Origin of the sequence: Variovorax sp. GrIS 2.14 (genome assembly GCF_046115955.1) — a bacterium.
Taxonomy (GTDB): Bacteria; Pseudomonadota; Gammaproteobacteria; order Burkholderiales; family Burkholderiaceae_C; genus Variovorax.
Genome location: NZ_JBJXIA010000018.1, coordinates 47,098 through 64,700 on the forward strand (window position 1 = coordinate 47,098; position 17,603 = coordinate 64,700).

26 protein-coding genes and 1 pseudogene are annotated in these 17,603 nt (G+C 61.8%); 17 read left to right on the top strand and 10 right to left on the bottom strand.

What is annotated here, in order from left to right; all coding sequences use genetic code 11:
* Positions 1–10 precede the first annotated feature (10 nt).
* The 11 genes from RCH10_RS22325 (at position 11) to RCH10_RS22375 (ending at position 8,041) form a co-directional block, all read left to right on the top strand.
* Positions 11–163, top strand: a complete 153-nt coding sequence (locus RCH10_RS22325; RefSeq protein ID WP_409054112.1) for a hypothetical protein — start codon at positions 11–13, stop codon at positions 161–163.
* A complete protein-coding gene (locus RCH10_RS22330; RefSeq protein ID WP_409054113.1) occupies positions 160–984 on the top strand; it encodes a virB8 family protein in 825 nt (274 codons plus the stop codon). The genes RCH10_RS22325 and RCH10_RS22330 overlap by 4 nt, the downstream gene beginning before the upstream one ends.
* Positions 981–1,805 (top strand): TrbG/VirB9 family P-type conjugative transfer protein, encoded by an 825-nt coding sequence (locus RCH10_RS22335; RefSeq protein ID WP_409054114.1) that lies wholly within the window; start codon positions 981–983, stop codon positions 1,803–1,805. Before RCH10_RS22330 ends, RCH10_RS22335 begins: the two co-directional genes overlap by 4 nt.
* A 2-nt stretch (positions 1,806–1,807) precedes the next feature.
* On the top strand, positions 1,808–3,070 hold the full coding sequence (locus RCH10_RS22340; RefSeq protein WP_409054115.1) for a TrbI/VirB10 family protein: 1,263 nt from the start codon (positions 1,808–1,810) through the stop codon (positions 3,068–3,070).
* A 23-nt stretch (positions 3,071–3,093) separates the two neighbouring features.
* Positions 3,094–4,161, top strand: a complete 1,068-nt coding sequence (gene virB11 / locus RCH10_RS22345) for a P-type DNA transfer ATPase VirB11 (protein ID WP_409054116.1) — start codon at positions 3,094–3,096, stop codon at positions 4,159–4,161.
* A gap of 60 nt (positions 4,162–4,221) precedes the next feature.
* Positions 4,222–4,731 (top strand): single-stranded DNA-binding protein, encoded by a 510-nt coding sequence (locus RCH10_RS22350; RefSeq protein ID WP_409054117.1) that lies wholly within the window; start codon positions 4,222–4,224, stop codon positions 4,729–4,731.
* 82 nt (positions 4,732–4,813) lie between these two features.
* Positions 4,814–5,362 carry a hypothetical protein gene (locus RCH10_RS22355; protein WP_409054118.1) on the top strand — a complete coding sequence of 183 codons (549 nt, stop codon included), beginning with the start codon at positions 4,814–4,816 and terminating at the stop codon, positions 5,360–5,362.
* The gene (locus RCH10_RS22360) at positions 5,340–6,269 is read left to right on the top strand and encodes a hypothetical protein (protein ID WP_409054119.1); all 930 of its coding nucleotides are present in this window, start codon (positions 5,340–5,342) and stop codon (positions 6,267–6,269) included. Before RCH10_RS22355 ends, RCH10_RS22360 begins: the two co-directional genes overlap by 23 nt.
* Positions 6,270–6,443: 174 nt before the next feature.
* Positions 6,444–6,686: a hypothetical protein gene (locus RCH10_RS22365; RefSeq protein WP_409054120.1), complete on the top strand. Its 243-nt coding sequence runs from the start codon at positions 6,444–6,446 to the stop codon at positions 6,684–6,686.
* 27 nt (positions 6,687–6,713) lie between these two features.
* Positions 6,714–6,923 carry a hypothetical protein gene (locus RCH10_RS22370; protein ID WP_409054121.1) on the top strand — a complete coding sequence of 70 codons (210 nt, stop codon included), beginning with the start codon at positions 6,714–6,716 and terminating at the stop codon, positions 6,921–6,923.
* Between the two features lie 476 nt (positions 6,924–7,399).
* Positions 7,400–8,041 carry a chemotaxis protein CheB gene (locus RCH10_RS22375; protein WP_409054122.1) on the top strand — a complete coding sequence of 214 codons (642 nt, stop codon included), beginning with the start codon at positions 7,400–7,402 and terminating at the stop codon, positions 8,039–8,041.
* A gap of 634 nt (positions 8,042–8,675) precedes the next feature.
* Here the strand turns inward: RCH10_RS22375 and RCH10_RS22380 are convergent.
* Positions 8,676–9,269: an H-NS family nucleoid-associated regulatory protein gene (locus tag RCH10_RS22380; protein ID WP_409054123.1), complete on the bottom strand. Its 594-nt coding sequence runs from the start codon at positions 9,267–9,269 to the stop codon at positions 8,676–8,678.
* A gap of 215 nt (positions 9,270–9,484) precedes the next feature.
* Between RCH10_RS22380 and RCH10_RS22385 the strand changes: the two genes are divergently transcribed.
* Positions 9,485–9,709 (top strand): hypothetical protein, encoded by a 225-nt coding sequence (locus RCH10_RS22385; RefSeq protein WP_409054124.1) that lies wholly within the window; start codon positions 9,485–9,487, stop codon positions 9,707–9,709.
* A 65-nt stretch (positions 9,710–9,774) separates the two neighbouring features.
* Here the strand turns inward: RCH10_RS22385 and RCH10_RS22390 are convergent, their stop codons facing one another.
* The 8 genes from RCH10_RS22390 to RCH10_RS22425 form a co-directional block, all read right to left on the bottom strand.
* Positions 9,775–10,164, bottom strand: coding sequence for a thiol-disulfide oxidoreductase DCC family protein (locus RCH10_RS22390; protein WP_409054125.1), 390 nt, complete (start codon positions 10,162–10,164; stop codon positions 9,775–9,777).
* Entirely contained in the window at positions 10,161–10,346 is a 186-nt protein-coding gene (locus tag RCH10_RS22395) for a hypothetical protein (RefSeq protein WP_409054126.1), read from the bottom strand. The genes RCH10_RS22390 and RCH10_RS22395 overlap by 4 nt, the downstream gene beginning before the upstream one ends.
* Positions 10,347–10,381: 35 nt before the next feature.
* Positions 10,382–10,582, bottom strand: a complete 201-nt coding sequence (locus RCH10_RS22400; RefSeq protein ID WP_409054127.1) for a hypothetical protein — start codon at positions 10,580–10,582, stop codon at positions 10,382–10,384.
* Positions 10,583–10,617: 35 nt separating this feature from the next.
* Positions 10,618–11,061, bottom strand: coding sequence for a DUF4124 domain-containing protein (locus RCH10_RS22405; protein ID WP_409054128.1), 444 nt, complete (start codon positions 11,059–11,061; stop codon positions 10,618–10,620).
* Between the two features lie 50 nt (positions 11,062–11,111).
* Positions 11,112–12,185: an HNH endonuclease gene (locus RCH10_RS22410; protein WP_409054129.1), complete on the bottom strand. Its 1,074-nt coding sequence runs from the start codon at positions 12,183–12,185 to the stop codon at positions 11,112–11,114.
* On the bottom strand, positions 12,182–12,577 hold the full coding sequence (locus RCH10_RS22415; protein ID WP_409054130.1) for an HIT family protein: 396 nt from the start codon (positions 12,575–12,577) through the stop codon (positions 12,182–12,184). The genes RCH10_RS22410 and RCH10_RS22415 overlap by 4 nt, the downstream gene beginning before the upstream one ends.
* A 258-nt stretch (positions 12,578–12,835) precedes the next feature.
* On the bottom strand, positions 12,836–13,567 hold the full coding sequence (locus tag RCH10_RS22420) for a hypothetical protein (protein WP_409054131.1): 732 nt from the start codon (positions 13,565–13,567) through the stop codon (positions 12,836–12,838).
* Between the two features lie 130 nt (positions 13,568–13,697).
* Positions 13,698–14,723, bottom strand: a complete 1,026-nt coding sequence (locus RCH10_RS22425; protein ID WP_409054132.1) for a tyrosine-type recombinase/integrase — start codon at positions 14,721–14,723, stop codon at positions 13,698–13,700.
* A gap of 219 nt (positions 14,724–14,942) precedes the next feature.
* On the opposite strand from RCH10_RS22425, the gene RCH10_RS22430 reads away from it, so the two are divergent.
* Together RCH10_RS22430 and RCH10_RS22435 are read left to right on the top strand one after the other, a co-directional pair.
* Positions 14,943–15,281 (top strand): hypothetical protein, encoded by a 339-nt coding sequence (locus RCH10_RS22430; protein WP_409054133.1) that lies wholly within the window; start codon positions 14,943–14,945, stop codon positions 15,279–15,281.
* Between the two features lie 27 nt (positions 15,282–15,308).
* Positions 15,309–15,887: a hypothetical protein gene (locus RCH10_RS22435; protein ID WP_409054134.1), complete on the top strand. Its 579-nt coding sequence runs from the start codon at positions 15,309–15,311 to the stop codon at positions 15,885–15,887.
* Positions 15,888–16,139: 252 nt separating this feature from the next.
* Here RCH10_RS22435 and RCH10_RS22440 read toward each other — a convergent pair whose 3' ends face one another.
* Positions 16,140–16,307, bottom strand: a complete 168-nt coding sequence (locus tag RCH10_RS22440) for a hypothetical protein (protein ID WP_409054135.1) — start codon at positions 16,305–16,307, stop codon at positions 16,140–16,142.
* A 142-nt stretch (positions 16,308–16,449) separates the two neighbouring features.
* Between RCH10_RS22440 and RCH10_RS22445 the strand changes: the two genes are divergently transcribed.
* From RCH10_RS22445 to RCH10_RS22455, 3 genes and pseudogenes are all read left to right on the top strand, one after another.
* Positions 16,450–17,136 (top strand): SOS response-associated peptidase, encoded by a 687-nt coding sequence (locus tag RCH10_RS22445; protein ID WP_409054136.1) that lies wholly within the window; start codon positions 16,450–16,452, stop codon positions 17,134–17,136.
* Between the two features lies 1 nt (position 17,137).
* Positions 17,138–17,296, top strand: coding sequence for a hypothetical protein (locus RCH10_RS22450; protein WP_409054137.1), 159 nt, complete (start codon positions 17,138–17,140; stop codon positions 17,294–17,296).
* Positions 17,297–17,421: 125 nt separating this feature from the next.
* Positions 17,422–17,603 (top strand): annotated as a pseudogene (locus RCH10_RS22455) (IS5/IS1182 family transposase); the annotation flags it as partial.

Genomic DNA, 17,603 nt, shown 5'->3' on the forward strand with positions numbered 1-17,603 from the left:
GAGAGGACAGATGCAGTTCATCCTTCGACCCACCGCTTTGATGTTTCTGGTGTTCCTCGCAGCTTGTGCCGGCCCTAAGCCGCCACCCGGCTGGCCCACCGGCGAAGAACGTCCGATCAATGGCGCCGCCCTTACGTCGCCCGCGTCCAAGGCAGCTAAATGACGGACAAAGAAACCTACTTCGCCAAGGCGATCGACTGGGACACCCAATCCCGCCTGGACCTCGAGCGCCGCGCATCACGTAACGCGAAGATCGCCTGGGCGTGCGGCATTCTGGGCGGGCTCAGCGTCCTGAGCGTCAACGTCCTGCTGCCGCTTAAGCAATTCGTTCCGGCCATCATCCGCGTCGACAACGCCACCGGTGCCTATGACGTGCAGGCCCCCGGCGAAACCATCAACATCGCCCGCGACCGTGATCAAAAAATCCTGCTCTCCGACGTTGCCCGCTATGTTTTGGCCCGCGAAGGCTTTACCCGCGGCGAAGCCGAAGCGAACTACAAGACGGCGTACCTGATGTCCTGCGGCCCGGTGCGCGCCGACTGGGAAAACTATTTCAACCCCGAAATTAATGCGCAGTCGCCGGTGAAGACGATGGCGCCCACGGATTCCGAGCGTGCCGAGATCCAGAACATCACCTTTCTGCCGACGGACCAGGACGACCTGCGCGTGGCCCAGGTGCGCTTCGACAAGACCGTCACGCGTGGCGTTGCGCCACCGGTGCGCACGCGCTACATCTCGACCCTCACCGTGCGCTATGACCGCACCAACATTCCCTCGCAGATCCGCGACCTGCATGTGAACGCCTTCGGCTTCTGCGCTGTGAACTACCGGCGCGATCAGGAAGGCATTCCGCAGGTCATAGGGGCAGCTGCGCCTGGATTGGCCGGGCAGGGCGGTGCCGGCCTTGCGCCTGCTTCATCTGTGCCCGCTGCAGCGCCCGTCACACCCGCCAACGTGGGAATGCCGCAGGCGGTCGTTCGATGAAACGCTTTGTGCGTCCGTTGGCGTTCGCGTGCGTTGCCGCGATTGTCTGCGCAAGCCGTGCCGAGGTCGGCACCGTGCCGTCCGCCAGCGACGCCCGCATCCAGACCGTGCGTTACGCCCAGGACAACATCATCCGAATCTCTGCGGCAGAAGGTGTGGTCACCACGATCGAGCTCAGCAAGAAGGAAGAGATAAAGGACTTCGCCATGGGTGATCGCGATGCCTGGCACGCGGCCATCAACGGCAACCTGTTCGTGCTCAAGCCCAAGGACGTGAAGGCGGACACCAACCTCACGCTCTTCACCAACAAGCGCAGCTACCTGTTCCAGTTGAGGACGATCAGCCGCACCGCGCGCAATGTCGCCTACTGGGTGAGGCTGGAGTACCCCGAGCAGGACGAGGCGACGCCAAAAGTCATGGTCCTCGCGAAGCAGGAAGCCGAGAAGAAGCAGATCAAAGCCGACCTCAAGGCCTCCGCGCTGGAGGGCAACCTGAACTACGACTACTGGATCGTTGGACCCCAGGAACTGCAGCCACTGGCCATGCACGACAACGGCCGGCAGACGTACATGCTGTTCTCTGCGGCCAACCCGTTGCCGGCGGCTTTCATCATCGAGCCGGACGGGACCGAGAGCCTGGTCGACTACCACGTCGAGGACGATACGATGGTGCTGCATCGCGTGGTCTCCAAATTGATCCTGCGCCGCGGCAAGCTGGTGGCCGGCATCTCCAACCACTCGCAGGCCCTGCCCATCCAGTCCGCGCCCACCGGCACAACCAGCGGCAAAGTCCAGCGCGTCATTCGTGAACCGGGAGGCTAGGCATGTTCGAGCAGAAGCAAGATGCGCCGGTGGCCGAGGAGGAACGCAAGGGCCTTGTCGAGCGCAAGCGCGCAGTCGCACCGGGCCAGAAGCTGATCCTCGTCGCCACCGCCAGCGTGGCGGCGTTGCTGATCCTGTTCGGCATCGCGAGCCGGAATAACTACTTCGGGCTTTTCGGTGCTCCAGCTCCGGCCAAAACCGATGCGGCGACTGACAGCCGCCCTCTCTCGGCACCAGAGGTCAAGGTGCCGCTGGCGCTCGGTACTCCCCCGGCTCCCCCGTCCTATGTCGAGTGCCCCGGCGGCTTGCGCTTGCCGATAGGTCTGAATTGTCCAGAGCCGGAGAAGAAACCCGAGGCAGCGCAGCAGGCGGCGCAGAACGGACCGTCGGAAGAGGACCGCGTCCGTGATCGGCGGCGCAAGAGTGCGATCAACCTGGCGGTGTCACAGACCGGCACGACGCCTGCGGCGCAGCTCGGCGCCGCAGCAGTCAGCCTGGGTCTACCCGGCGCGTCGACGCCGCAGGGCGGCACCAACGCGCTGGCCAGTGCGCTGTCAGCAACGATCACCCCGGGAACCAGCGCGACCATCAACCGCAATCCGTCCATGACCCTGGCCAAAGGCACGCTACCGGACTGCACGCTGCTGACAGTCATCCTGACCGACCAACCCGGCTTCCTCAAATGCCTCCTGAGCACGCCGGTGATGTCGATGGATGGCAAGGTCGTGCTGATGGAGGCGGGGACCACTATGGAAGGCGAGTACACCCAGGGTCTGCAAGCAGGCCAGTCGACAATCTTCACGCTGTGGTCGCGCGCGGTCACACCAAACTTCGTATCGGTGCAGCTGAACTCGCCCGGCACCGATGCGCTGGGCCGTGCGGGCACTTCCGGCTATGTCGACAATAAGTGGTTCGAACGCTTCTCAGGGGCGGTTTTCTTCTCGCTGTTCGAAGACGCCAAGCAGATCTACATCGCACGTGACGATGCCAAGCAGTCGCAGCGTGCGAGCGGCAATGCCTACGGCGACACCTACAACATCGGCACGCAGGGCACGCTCTCCCAGCTGAGCAACACCGGCAGCACGACAAAGTCGATCGTCGAGGAGATGCTCAAGCAAGGCAGCCAGTTGAAGCCCAGCCTCTACAAGAACCAGGGTGAGGTCATCAAGATCTTCGTGGCGCGGGATGTGGACTTCTCGACGGTCTATGAACTGCGACCCGCAGCATCGTCGTCGTTGACGTCCTCGCCAGCGTCGGCCAACTGAAGAAGCGGAATTGGAGGGCAGACATGGGCGCACCCGACAAATACGTTTCCATCCTCGCGCACCTGCGTGCTTTCGAAGGCTGGCTGGAAGATCCAAGCGTCAACGAGGTCGCGGTGAACGCGCCCGGCGTCGTGCAGCTGTGGAAGCGTGGCATCTGGGAGCAGGTGGTCGCACCCGCCATCACCTTCGACTACTTGCAGGCGCTCGGCAGCTTCCTCGCAAACATCTCGCAGAAACCCTTCGACGAAGGGGATCCGATCCTGTCGGCGTACCTGCCGGGTGGCGAGCGCATCGAGATGACAATGCCGCCGACGGCTGCGCGCGGGATGATCTATCTCAACCTGCGCAAGCACACGAGTCAGTCGTTCGAACTGGGGCAGTTCGTCGAGCAGGCTTACTTCGTGAGGACGCGGCACGTGTATTCGCCGTCGCTGACAGACGATGACCGTGCGCGGCTGCTGGCGCAGCTCGAGCCGGCACAGGTCGAGCTTTGGCATCTTGCGAAAGCGGGTGAGTGGCCGGCGTTCCTGGCACACGCGGTGCGTAGTCACCAGAACACGATCGTCTCGGGCGCCACCGGCAGCGGCAAGACCTCTTTCATCCGCGCGCTGATCGAACTCATTCCAAACTGGGAGAGGTTGATCACGGTGGAGGACACGCCGGAGATGCCGCTGAGAAATCACGCAAATTCACAGGCCTTGTTCTATCGGCGGGATGGGCATGGAGAGCATGTGGTCGGTGCCACCGCCAAGCAGGTGCTACAGGCTGTCATGCGCAAGACACCGAACCGGGTGCTGCTGGCAGAGCTTCGCGGCGACGAGACCTTCTACTACGTGCAGAACGTCCTTAACTCGGGCCACCCCGGTGGCATCACGACCGTGCATGCGAATTCGCCGCAAGAAGCTTTCGTTCGCATCGCGCTGCTGATCAAGGCTTCGGACGAAGGCAGGAGCCTGGCGCTCGACGAGATCCTGCGACTGCTGCACACGCTGGTGCATGTGGTGGTGCAGCTGGTCTTCGACAGGGAGTCCGGCCGGCATGTGCCGGCCATCTACTACGACCCGATGTATGCGCTGTCGGTCGGCCGATAGCTTTGTTCAGCGCAGGTGTGAGGGTCCGCTGTCGGGCTCTCGTTTGGTGAAGGAGAAGTCATGAATCGAACGCAACTGATCGGCCGACTGGGCCGCGATCCGGAAGGCGGGCAGGGTCCGAAGGGCGTCTATGCCAACTTCAGTCTGGCGACCAACGAGTACTGGACGGACCGGAGTTCGGGAGAGCTGGTCGAGCACACGGAGTGGCACCAGCTGGTCTGCTACGACCGGCTGGCGGAGATCGCGCTGGAGTTCCTCACGAAGGGCAGCGAGGTCTACGTGGAAGGTCGCGTGCGAGGCACTCGGTGGACCGACAAGGACGGCAAGGAGCAGCGTGCATTGGAGATCCGGATCGACGAACTCAAGATGCTGCGACGTGCACCCAAAGCTGATCCCATCGTCGTCGCGGCGAAGGGCATGGCGTCGCTTGAGATGCTGATGCGCGACGCTGCGATCGGGCTGCGCACCGAGGTGACCATGGCAGACCTTGCGGACATGATGAACACCATCCGTACTGGGTTGGTCGGCGAGGATCAGGCTTCGAAGGTGTCCGATGAAGTCACCGCCTGAACCAACCGCTGTTCAGTCGGAAGCAGCCTCGCTACCGGCACGACCCAACGGCGCGGAACCGAACGCAGCAAAATCGGATTCCGTGGCGTTCGGGTACCCGCTCAAGTTAGGTCAGCAGCCACCGGTTCTTCAGGCTTCGCTATCACCGCTTCCAGCCAAGCAGGGCAGCGTCGCGAATGCCGACGTGGCGCTGCGGGTGTCGGTGATCGATGGCGCCGATCGCATGGTCTACAGCGATGTCCGTGATCGCAAGGGCTGGGCGCAGCCGCTGGCACTCAACGAGGCGCTGCGCGATGCCGCTCAACGCAGTGGTGCCGGTGACGTGCCGTCGGGCCCGCAGCCACGCGTCATCCGTGAGCTTGAGCTGCGACCATCGAGCCCGAGAAACGAATCGGCACCGACTGCAACCCCGTATCAAGTAGGAAAAGCCAACGTACGCAGCCCAGCGTTGAGCGCACCAAGCCGCGTAGAGACCAAGATGCCCAAGGAGTTGGTGTCCGCGCCAACCCTCGACTGCCGGCCGTTCCCGCTGAAGGTCGGATGGCCACCACCTGCATTCGCTCGTGAATACATTGCCTCCAAACCCTGCAAGCAACTCAGGATCAAAGATGCTTCATCCCGTCGTCAATGATTTGAGGATGCCACTGGCTCCCGAGTTTGCGGTAGTCGCGGCGCTCGGCGGTGTGCCGACCTCACATGCGCTGAGGCTGGTTCGAAATGTTACCCGGAGAAAATTCAAACATTCGTACATGCCTCGCCCGGTGTTGCTCGGCGTCTTGGCGGCGCTGAGGTTCGATGCCGGCGCGGGCGGTGACAACAGCATTGGGCTAATGCCTTTCGACTGGTTCCTGCAGCACCACAGGCATCTGTTCGACGATGCGCCCGTCATCGTGCGCCTCACGTCCCATGCGATGGTCATGGAAAGAGACTGGTTCGTGGACCATTTGCACCCCGTGCCGACGCCAATCGCGAATGCCTCAGCTACGTGGCAGGTGAGTGAGTATCAATGCCTGCAACGGCTTGGGAGCCAGCGGGGGAGGACAGACGTTGAGACGCGGTCGAGCGTTTCGTTGGTGCGCAGCACAAGACCATCGCCTGACCCTCGTGCGGAGCGCTCTCCAACGCTGGCGGTGGATATCGATGCCCAAGGTGTCTTGATGGACAACATCGAAGTGGAGCGCGAAATCTTTGCGCTTGTGCTGTTGAAGCTGGTGCGCGAGAAGTGCGGCGACCTGCGCGCAAGGAGCGTCTCCATGAACGGGCTGCTGGCACAGGTGCCGGCGAACGAGCGCATCTTCGTACGGCATGCCCTGACGGCGCTTTCGGACCATGGCGCTCTGGTGATGAATGGAGATCAGGTCGGCATGACGTCCAGGGGCCACCTATTCATCATCCAGCGTGCCAGCGATGGAACGCCGGTGCAGGTGCCCGACCCGGTTCAGAACGCAAATCTGATCCGCTTGCGCAAGGCGGTTCTGCTGGATGCGCGCCTGTCGAGTGACAACCTGAAAGCTGCGCAATCTCCGCCAGATGCTTGACGGTGCCCGCTATGCGCCGGCTGCGTCGCAACGGCGACATCTTAGGTGACAAGAAGTGCCTTCAGAGTCTCGAAACCTTTGCTGGAAGGGGCTAAAGCAGCCCGAAGCTGCAGAGTGGCTGAAATGCGCTCCATTCCGACAGCGGTGGAACGGGTGGCCGGGCATGCTTGAGGCATGTCAATTCTTTCAGAGCATGATCAACTTTTGCGGCGACTGTGTGATGCAGCGCTGCCTTGTGCTGTTGAAGGATTCGAAGCTGTCGACCTCATTTGTTCTCTGGTGCAAGATGAGCTTTTGCAGGCGATCTTGCCGCCGTGGGATGAAGCCAGCCGTAGCTACTCCGGATCGGCTTGTGTCGTGCGTCTCACGCAAAAAGGCATCGACGCGGCCGACAACGCCCGCCGAGCGCAAGGCTGAAGGCGTTGCCGAGTTCAGGAGTAACGAATGAACAAGAATCGGGAGGCCGGGAAGGCTTATCAGGTGCTGCTGGATTTCGCCACGCCGCAGCTGCGTCTCAAACCGCCAACCGTAGCGAAGCGGCGGACTGCTTCACGGTCGCGCCGACGTTTACTCCTAATCGACTATCACGACTGGCTGACTCTCGCTGAATCGACGGACCATCTGTCGCCGGCCTTGGTCGCTGCAACGCGGTAATACGGCTGTTGCCTCGCCATCCGGCGTCGATCCGACGGCAGTTGGATAAGGAATATGGGTGCCGATATTTCGTCGATGGCAAACGGGGCGCCATGCGCCGGCTATCCAAAATCACCACCCAGCCCCGCTGGCCAGCGGTTTTCGGCGGACTGATGGAAGTGACTGGGCGGGATAGCATTCGCCGATGAGCACTAAATACAGGACTCTGGACGTGGCGCCGAGGCCTGTCGGGATGAAGAAGCAGAACGTCTGGATACGCCCGGTCGTGTTGTTGGTTGTCGGGGTCGCGCTTGCGGTGATTTTGAGCTTGGTGTTTTGCTGTCCCGGTGAATCATTGCCGCTGACTGGCGGTGATTGGTGAAAGTCAGGCGCATCTCGGACCGTCAAAGTGTTCGCGTCCGGTCTTGGCTGCGCGTGCGCTCCTACATGCCGCAAACCCGGTGCGCCGACGACCCGCATTAGTTGCGGAGACTTAGATGGACCTGATCGTCGTGGGCGGTTCGTTCGGCGCACTGGATGTCCTGCGCCGCTTGGTCAGCGTGTTGCCAGCCGCGTTCGAGGCGCCGATCGCGGTGGTGCTGCACAGCCATCCGGACAGTCCGATGGCGCTGGCCGATATTCTCGGCAAGAGCGCGGAAATGCCAGTCTCCTATGCCGCTGGGGGCCAAGTTCTGCAGCCCGCTCAGATCTACATTGCTCCGCCTGACCGTCACCTCGTCATTCGCTCCGATGCCACGCTGGGGCTGGACAGCGGTACGAAGGTCAGGCACGCAAGGCCGGCAGCCAACCGGCTTTTCGAATCGGCGGCCAAATGCTTCGGCGCCAGGGTGATCGGGGTCGTGTTGAGTGATGGTGACGGCGACGGCGACGGCACCGACGGACTGATCGCCATCAAGGCCCACCAAGGCCTGAGCATCGTCCAGAGTCCCTCAGACGCCTTGGCGCCCAGTATGCCGACGCAGGCGCTGTTGCACGACAGTCCGGACCATGTCGTGCTGATCGAGGAACTTGGACCGCTACTGATAAGCCTCGTGCAACAACGTGCAGTATGGCGGCATCAACGCTCGGCAGGACTTGCACGCAACCACTCTTCTCCGGGCTTTGAAACTGACCATTGAATTGCGCTGGCTTTGTGAAGGGACTGGACCATGGCGCTTTGCAAAGAACCTTCGAGGATCGGCATCTCCAAGGCATTGGTTTTTGACACGCCCATTCGCGTCGGCACCGAGGTCAGATACGAAGTTATATATCGCTGCATGGGTTGCGCTGTCGAGGTGGCCGCCTTGGGAGGCCGCCCGTTTCCGTCGCCGCGTCAGCATCCGCCGACCGGCGGATGCCGGGAGCAGCGCTGGCAATTGCTTGTGGCGGCGACGCCTTACAGCGCAGGGGAGTCCGACGCATTGCAGTCGTTCTCAGGCGCTGTTGGTCAACGTTAAGCCCGCTGCGTACATTGAGCTGGGTCTGGACAGCAGGGCGCCGGCCCTCTTACTTGAAGTTTTCGAGCCGCGCCATCATTAGGTCTTCAGCGGCCGGCACGCAAAGCACACGAACTGTCTGGCGACGAACATGATCTTGAAAGCGCCCTCAGCCCGCCGCGTGTGCAGTCCGCACAGCAGGCACGACTTGCTGCTGCCGACAGCGTTTGTCTTGAACGGGGTGCCAGCAGACTTGGCCTTTGTAGCGCAGGCCGTCCGACTTGATCTTCGACGGCTCGCCGTCCACGAAGTCTGTCACCCGGTGTGTGGCCGGCGATTACTCCGCGAAGTCAGCTAGCGACTTGCCCGCGTCAAGCGCAGCCTTCAGCCAGCCTGGCTTTGGACCCATGCCGCTCCACGAATGGCCGGCGTCATCGCCATAGCTCACCTTGGCGCGTTTGCTGGGGGCAGCCGGCGCCGATGCCGCGTTGGTCGATGGCGCGACTGCAGCAATCGCAGCGCCCAGCGGGATCGGTGTCGTCTTTGCCTTGGCGCGCTTGCCGATGCGGAACTCATTGATGTCATGGCCCGCCTGCAGCGCGTTGCGCAGCCATGCCGGACGCGGACCGCGGCCGCCCCAGACGTTGCCAGACTCGTCGCTGAATTGCGCCTTGCCCTTGGCAGTGCTCTTGGTCGCCGGCTTCGACGTCTGCTTGGCAGCAGGTGCCGATGTCGGCGCCGGTGCGGAAGAAACAGCCGCGGCAGAAGTCGTCGCAACGTCGAATCCAAGCTGTTCGGCCGTCAGGCCGTAATGCTTGATGGCGTCCTTGATGCGAGCGATGACACCTTCGGCTTCAACCGCTTGCAAGGCCTTGGCCTGGCGCTGGAGCTTCTCGATTTGCTGCTGGATCTGTTCGTAGGTCTTGGCCATGAGTCTTAAAGAATTAGCTGGGACAGTCCCAAGCATAACTCTTTCCAATTAATTAACACTGTTGCCAGCTCATTCCGCGAAGTCCGCGTCCCAAAGGGTGATCGGTGCACACTCCTAATTCACATTCGCCCAAGGACTGAATTCCAGCTGCAATTCCGTGACTTTGTTGACATGACCGGGAATCCGGACGGTCGTTCTTTCCGTAACTCTTGTCCGTGAAATCCGACTTTAACCAGGTGGCCGACAGCAGGGCGCAGCGCGAAGCGCAACGTGCTTTCGAAGAGGCCAGCCAGCACGACATCGACACTGCCCGGCAGGCATTGTTGCGGGTGCAGCGCTCGACCCGGCGCAACATCGACCGCTATGTCCGCACAAAAATACTCAGTGGCCTGCTGCTTGCCGCGGCTGCGTTAGTCGTGGTCTTCTGCGCGCGGCATTAGCCACTCTGGAGAACTACGGAAACAGCGCCATTTAGCCCGGATGACGTGATCCGGTGCGGAAGCTTTCAATCCAGAAACCGGACTTTGTAGTCCGCGGGTGGCATAGCGCATTCGTCGAGTCTGCCAAAGACGCGGTACCGGTTCCTGGCCAGCAGGCGATACAACGAGTCCCTGACCTGCACGGGCACCAGCCAACCCATCCAGGCCAGTCGCCAGGGCCAGCCTAAAGCCCCCAGCACCCTGAAGATGGCGCCGGTGTGCTGCCAGATGCGTGGTCCATCGATCAACAGCAATGTCTCCAGGCCTTCGACCTTGAGATTGGCCTGGGACAGAAGGGTCTTTCCCGCGGTTCCCTGGATCGATGCGTAGCGGAAGACGCCTTTGCGGTCATGCCGCAAAACGAACTGCACCCAGCCATTGCACAGCAGGCATTGCGCATCGAAGACCACGATCATGGGTTCAGCTCCTTCGGAATCCGCAGTGTGCCCCAATAGCCGCTCACCAGCCGGATCCAGCGCAGGGAAGCGCTGACGTTGAAGTGGACAAGTTCGCCCTCACCGGACTTTTCGGCCACGATCGCCGGGTGTCCCCATCGGGGGCAGAGCAAGCCGAGGAAGTGCAGCCGTTCAAGACACATCACCAGTCGCCTCTGTATGGCCTGCTGTCGAAAAGTCAGTCGCGCCGGAAGCGGATCGTGCCATTGACTGCATGCAACGGGGAGCCCAGCAGGCGGGCCAGTTGCCTCGCGGCCCATGAATGTGGCGCCTGCATCCGCACCTCGCCTCGCCTCGCCTCGCCTCGCAGGATGTGCGTGCCGAACGGGCTGTGGAAGCGCCGCACGGCGGGATGCAGTTGCAGGAAGGCGTCTCCCATCGCCCGCCGGTACAGCGAATCAGTGCTTGGCGATTTCAGCACTTCAGATCGAACGCCCGCTTGCGCGCCTGGTAGAGCGCGACATCGGCCTGTCCCCTGGCCGTTCCGGCGGCCTTCGAGGCTTGTTCTTCCAGCGCTGGCAACTGCTGGTCCAACGTGGCGCACTGAAGCTGGTCGGTCGATGACAACTGGTAACGGCGTCGGCGCTTATCCATCTCGTCGTGGGAGAGCCCATGCAATGGCCGCGTGGCGTTGTCCAGGGTGCTATGAAACTCTTCGCGCTGCACTTCGCGGCCTTTGCTGGAGCGACCCGTCATCTTGTCCGCACCCTGCGTTGGCGTCACGTCGATAACCTTTGCACCGACGCAGGGCGCATCCGAATAGTTGACCTTGCCATTCGTCTCACACCGGTACACGGTCGGTGGTGCCGCAGCGCAGATCGTAGAGACCAGGAACGTGAAAGCAGCAAGAGATTTCATGGATCGGAAGGACGTGTGCGAAGAGCATTCGATAGGATTTGCCGTCAATCTCAAGTGCATTGGCCCGCAAAGCAGTCCGCATAACCCGGGCTTATCAGCTCGTAGTCGCGAGCGCTGCGCCACGCGTGCGCACCGCTGGCGATAGCATTGGCATAGCCCCAGTGGGCCACCTGTCGGCTGACCTGCGGGTCTGACGGCATCCCCGCTGCTGCGCCGATCTCGAGCAGGTTGTCGGCATGCGTGTCGAGCCGCTGCAGCCAGCGCTCCAGGTGACCCCGCGCTGCCAGCGTGCTCGACTTGCTGCGATTGCAAGAAGGATGGGACAGCACGAAGTTCTGGCCCACGTCGCGTGGGTACAGCGAGAACGGAATGAAGTGATCGACGTCGGCGCCCGTCATTGTCTGGCCGCAGTAGAAGCATCTTGATCCGTCGACCTTGCGAAGTCCCTGGCCCAGAATCAACAACGACTGCCGCGACGACGAGAACAGGAAGTCCTCGAGGTCGTTGCCTGGACCCAGCACCGACAGGTTCATGCGGTTCGCCTTGATGTGGTCAACCCAGTGCGATCGGGCCAGTTGCTGCACCAGCGGCTGGAAGCGCCGCAGGCAGTAGACGCTGGCCGGCTTGATACCAACCAGGCCGTCGCTGCGACGCGCGTACAGAAACTCGTCGGTTCCACCGCTAAATTTCTGTAGGCGCTTCAGCGGCATTTCTGACACGGTGCGCGTCACTGACGCCAGCAGGGCAGGGTAGGCCGCATTTCGCATTCCTTGCTGTGCTGTCGCCGCACAGGTCTGCTCCCTAAAAGCTTTGACCAGATTGACGACTGCCGCCTGGGCGCCATTGTTCTGAACGAGCACTGCCGGTTTGTTGGAAATCACTGATGTCGCCGCATACGGCGCGGCCTGCTGCCAGTAGAGCTGGACGAAACGTTCGCCGATCTGACGGGTTGTGACCAGGAGCTCCTGGCCATCGTCATTGCCGAGCTCGACAGCCAGGTCCGCCAGTGCGATCAGCAGTGCGAACTTGTACGTGGCGGTGAAGTCGCCTTCAGCGAAGAGGCGCTGCAGCTTGGCGAGAAAGGAGAGCTGTTCCTCCGGCGAAGGTGGTCGCTGTGTGCTCACCCGAGATGCGACCAGTAGTCGGCTTTGTCCGGGATGATCCAGCGCACGCCGCCGCGCGGATCCGTCATGTCGCCGGCGTAGCGCGGAATCAGGTGAATGTGGAGATGAGGCACCGTCTGCCCCGCAGCGGCACCGTCGTTGATGCCGATGTTGTAGCCGTCGGGGCGGTGTTCGGCGGCCATCAACGCCTTCGCGGCATCCAAGAGTTCAAGCAAGGCATCTCGCTCCTGTGCTGTCGCGTCAAAGAACGACGCGATGTGCCGCTTCGGAATGATCAGGCTGTGTCCCGGCGACACAGGAAAGCCGTCCCTGATCCAGAAGGCGTGTGCATTCTGGGCTTCGATCCTCGATGCATCGATTGCGCAGAAAGGACAGGGAAGGTCGGTGCTCATTGCTTTTCGGACGTGGAGAATCTGCCGGATAGTATTTGACCCTTGCATTCACCCTCGCTTGATCGCTTGCGTTGAATAGGCGACTGTGATGTCGTCGCGGCTCCTGACGGTGCACTGAAGCGCGGGCTCCGTTCTGTCAACGAATTGGGTCGGCAAGACCAATGCTCGCCATGAATCAGAGCGGCTCGCTGCAATCAAGCCGTCCTTTCTTGTGGCGTGTGAAGGCGAAGACAGTGAGAAGCCGGCAAGGAGAACAGCCTATGGACGGTGCGCTTCGGGTAACACTGGCGGCCTGCCGGTGATCAATTCAACGCCTTCACGTGGAAGGACGCGCGCGCGCTGGCGCTCAGCGTCGAAGATTGCAACGAATGCCGGCGACCCGTCGAGCAGGAAACCAGAGCCAAGCAACTCCGAACCTTTTCTCAGTTGGACGCATTGGTACTTTGACTTCGTGCACCCCTTTGCGAATTCGACAGCTTCGGCCTCCGCACTCTGCTTGCCGTTCGCTGCACCAATCGCATCAGGGAAATACATGACCAACGTCCATGCGATAAGCATGCAGGGGATGACGGCGGCAAGTAACAGCGTGGCAATCAAGCACTTCACCATGCGTCGCACCCCCGGCTTGCGTTGAGCCAGCCATTCAGATGCCCTACCGGTCCCTGCGTCCCAAGGCGACACCAGAACAAAGAGATATAGCGCCAAAAAGCACGCGCCTGCCGTCCACGCTCCAGGGTTTGAGAGGATGCGAAGAAAGGCCAGTGCCGATTGATTAATCACTCCGTAATAGCCATCGATCAAGATCAGGTCCGCAGTCTTCGGAAAAACCCCCGCATCAATGCCCCAATACTGCATGTACGTGCGATGAGACGTTATGCCAACAACGTGCAGCGCCACCGTGCCGATGGCAACCAGGAGGGTCAGCACGCTCAGGATCGTCGCCCATTTAGGACAAGAAGGTCGGGACGGCTGCTCGTCTTGGGTATGCATGCCTCGAATGTAACTCGTGTGTTACGAGCCTGTGGACTCGAAGTCTGATCAAGCCAGGTCGGCCTGATGTTTGGATCAGCTAGTGAAGTGCAAGCTCACAAGAGCCAAACTGCTGCATCAAAAAATAGGCTTACACCACATCCGCCGGCCCGACCACCACCCGGTCATACCGCGCCATCACTTCCGGCTCCACCCCCAGCCAGCGCGCCACCTGCGCCGGCTCAGTGCCCCGTCGCAATTGCCGCAAAGCGAAGGTGTGCCGCAGCCGGAACGACCCCCCGTCCGCACTGTCGATCCCCGCTTCCTCCAACACTGAACGGGCAGCCCGGTATTGCCCGTCCTTGCTCCACGGCTTGCCTGTGCGCGTCGCCGGAAACAGCCAGTCCCCCTCGATCTGTGCTTCGTACCGGACCTGCAGCCAGTGATGCAGCAGCTCCCCAGCCCAAGGGGCCACCGGCGTTTCTCTCGCCGCTGAATTTCCGTCCCCAGGAACACTGAGCTTCCACGGCCGGTCCCGCACCCGCCCACCCCGGACAACAGGCGAAGCCAGCACCAGCCCCCGCACGTCCCCCGGCGTCAAGCCCGCCCCCAGTTGCGTGGCCACCGATACACGGTTGCGCACGTCCTGCCAACTCAGCGCCGCCTGTCCATCCCGACGCGAAGCGGATACCCCCGGCCGTGGCCGGGCAGAAGACAGGAAGGCGATCAGTGTCTTGGCTTCATAAACCGACAGGAACTCCGGCAAGGGATCCGCCCTGGACGCCTCCGCATACCGCACCTCCGGATGGTCCGACAACCACTGGGATGCTGCCAGATTCACCGGCACCCCCGCATCCGCCGCATGGTGCTGCAGTACCCGATCGATCAATCGCATGAACCGCAACGCATAGCGAGGGGAGAGCGACAGATCCGGACTCTTCTCCCCGAACCGCGCTGCCTGGAACGCCTGCAGGTCCAGTCCGTCGAGCGAGGCCAGCGTCACCGCCGGCGACTGGCCCAGGCACCAGGCGGTAAAGGCCCCCCACATGTCCCGGTACACCTGCACCGAGCCCGGCTGGCGCAAAAACCCGGACGCACGCCGGTCGACGAGCCAGCGCTCGAAGGCAAGCAAATGGCTTTGGGACTGGGCATCTTCGAAGAGGGAAGGAGTGAGCATAAATACACTAACGGCAAACTAGCTAGATTTTGACCGGCAGACTCCGGCTTTGCAAGCTTGCGCTGTGTGCGTCGTTGCTCGTTGGTATCTGACCAGCATGCCGTTAGTGTATTTATACACTGTCCCTAAGTTTTACGTTGTTTCAGATGTCTGGCTTCACACTAAAGCCGCTGCCAGTGTGCCGGCTAAAGCGCACCGATGCCGGCAGTACGATGCCGCATGAAAGTAGAGTTCGATACCGGAAACCTGTCGGGGATGATGTCCCTGTGGCGCGATGCGACCGACATGAAAGTCAAGCTTAGCGATGAAGCGAAGCTCCACATGTTGGTCAACCGCGCTCGGATGCTGAAGAACATGGTCGGCGTGGCCGATCACTGGCGTACGTTCCTGCAGGCCTGCTCCGCGAGCGGAGACGACCTTTCAAAGCTCAATGCGTTCAGAGACGAAGTAGCTTCATTCAGGCAATGGGCCACCGACGGATTGAACGAGTTGAAAGAGCTTGGGGCTGGCGAGTCCGTGGCCGATGGGGAGGAATCACCGTCCAATGGCGGGTCTTGAAGCGCCCTCTGCAGCAGGTGAAGTGCCGTGATCGTCACCGAAGCCATCGCCCGCGCCCGGTGGTCGCCCGAGTACCAGGCCATCAAGGAACACTACGCCGATCGCGTTGCAAGGGGTTCAGGCGTCCCGCTGATGGAGCAGGTCGAAGAGGGCTTGATCATCCTGGACGTGCTCGATGCCTCGGAGGATGTGATGCGGGCGTTCTGCCTGCGCCCGCTGTTCCAGAACGACGAAGACCTGGTGCACTACGGGCAGGATTTCATGTACGCCGTGGACATCAGCCCGCCCGTGCTCCTGCTCGTCATGGAGTACCGCAGCAGAGCCAACGCCTGGCTGAGCGATAAAGTCCACCGTTCAGTTGCGGACCCGCACCAGGTCATCGCACAGGGCCTGCCATCGGCCGGGCCGCTCGAGGGCGTCCGGGATATGCTCATCGCCGACAAGGTTCAGGGGCGCAAGGAGTTCATCCGGCATCAACGTGGCAGGCATGCCCGCAGTGACGAACTGGATCTGTACTTCGAGTTGTGGCTGCAGGCACTCGAGGTCGACGCTGAAGAGTACGACGGGCTGTGCGCATCCATCGACTTGGCAGGGCGCCGCAGATGAGTTGAGCGCAGTGGCGAAGACCGGAGGATCCGCCGGCGAGTGCCAGGCCTCACATCTCACAACCTACCCGCCTGCAGTTCCCTTAGTTTGAAAAACGCGAATCCATCCGTGTTTCACAGAACAGTCGGTGAACAGCAGTCCCTCGTCATTTGCCGGTCGCCGGGGTTATCACGCTCGGTTACTGCCATCGTCATTCGTAGCTGCGGCAAATGCCTCCTGCGCTACCTCTGCAGGGTCGCGCACGAAGCTCGCTTAATAAAAGCTGTTACCGATGTCGGCAACATGCTCGGGGTCAGCCTTCCCGTCGGCCAGGTCGGTCCACGTCGCGCGGAAAACGTGAAGCCAGCCCGTGACGGGCTCCATCGGCACGCCAGCGATGGTAATGGGCTCGGTCGTAAGCCAGTGTGCGGTGTTCGCCATGCGCCATCGTAGCGCTCTCGTCAGCGTTGGGGCGCCCATAGCCGCCCGTCCCATGGTGTGCCCTCTGAAGTGGACGAGCACCACGGTCCATGCCGCATAACCACGCGGCCGCCGACTGGCTGAACCCAGTAGCATCTGAAAAATGTGCAATCGCTACGTCACCCCGGATGAGGCCGAGATGGACCGGTTCTGGCATCTCGGCCCGGCGAACCAGCCGCCGCTGCTCCCACGCGAAGTGTTCCCGCGTTCACAGGGGCCCTTCATCCGGCGCGCACGTCATTCGTCTGGGTACGAGCGCGAGCTGGTCGTCGGCCAGTGGGCATTGATCCCCTGGTTCGCCAAAGAGCCCAAGCTCAAATATCAGACCAACAACGCGCGCAGCGAAGAGCTGGCCGAGAAGCACAGCTATAAAGATCCGTGGAAGCGCGGGCAGCGATGCATCATCCCGGCCGCCTCGTTCGATGAGCCCAACTGGGAGACCGGCAAGAACATCTGGTGGCAGTTCAGCCGCACGGATGGCGCGCCGTGGGGCTTGGCGGGCCTGTGGAACGTCTGGACGAACAAGGACACCGGCGAGGTGCACGAGAGCTACACGATGCTCACGCTGAACGCCGACGACCACGAACTGATGCGCCGCATGTACAGGCCCGATCCGAAGTTCCCCCCCGACGCGCAGGACAAGCGCAGCGTGATTCCGATCGAAGCCGGCGATACCGACCAGTGGCTGGCCGGCACCGTCGAAGAGGCCAAGCAGTTGCTGCGGCTATCGCCAGTCGAAGTCTTCGTCGCCGGCCCGATCGCTGCGCCGCCGTCATTGATAGAGATCTGACATGACCATGTTGATCCAGGCGCCGGGTGCTTCCGAGGCCGAGATCCAGCGCAGACTGGCGGCCGCACAGGCATCGCTCGTCGAAGCCGGTGTGACGTCGAAGAAGAACTTTGCTGAAGCTGACCGCAGGTTGTTCTGCCGACCTACGCAGTCGAGTTGAAACTGCCCACATGAGCTAACCGGGCCGAACAGACACTGAACCCTTTTAGGGAGACGCTGATCAATTGATCGATCCCGGCACGCCTCGTGCATGCACGAGAGGACCAGATTACGAGGGCAACGGAGATGAACCAACGCAGCTTTGCCAGCGCCGAGTACGCATTGAAGAAGAAGCGAACGCGCCGCGAGAAGTTTCTGGCCGAGATGGAACGCGTCGTGCCTTGGAGCCGCTTGATTGCCGTGATCGAGCCGCTGTATCCGACCAGTGGACGTGTAGGCCGTCAGCCGATCGGAGTTGCCCGGATGCT